Origin of the sequence: Actinomadura soli (assembly GCF_005889715.1) — a bacterium.
GTDB lineage: Bacteria > Actinomycetota > Actinomycetes > Streptosporangiales > Streptosporangiaceae > Spirillospora > Spirillospora soli.
Map to the genome: position 1 here is coordinate 1 of NZ_VCKW01000617.1, position 513 is coordinate 513.

Here is a 513-nt window from a genome sequence, read left to right on the forward strand (position 1 = left end):
CGTCACCGCAGAAACGAGCCCGGATGAACGCGCGAAGTTCCGGAACCTGCAGCGCCTGCGTGTGGTAAACGGCAGCCAGGTCGTGCTCGGCGGCCCGCAGCAGGACACGCTGCAGCGCCTGCCCCGCCTCCAGCCACGCAGCGGGCGTGTCATCCCCGGTGACCAGCAGCACCACGGCTCCGGCGCGGGCCGTGCCGTCGTCGCCGGACGGCTCGACGCCCCAACCTTGGCCGCGCGCGAAGTCGCGGGCCGGGAAGTGCGGCTCGGTCCGCGGAGTCTGCCGGGGGTAGGCGCCCTGCTGGACGCCGTCCTTGCGGGACGTGGCCGGCGCCGGCGCCCAGCGGCCGATCTCCGCCGCGTACGAGGACGTGCATTGCTGCACGTGCTCGGCGGCGTCGGTCAAAGCCGCCAAGGTCCCCTTGACATGCGCGTCGACGGCCTGGATGAGCCGGCCGCCCTCCTGCTCGGCGGCGTGCCGCAGCGCCGTCAGGCCGCCGGCGCCGACCGGATCGG

1 pseudogene is annotated in these 513 nt (G+C 74.9%); it reads right to left on the reverse strand.

Features of this window, described 5'->3' with window-relative positions:
* Positions 1 to 513 (reverse strand): annotated as a pseudogene (locus ETD83_RS43440) (Acg family FMN-binding oxidoreductase); the annotation flags it as partial.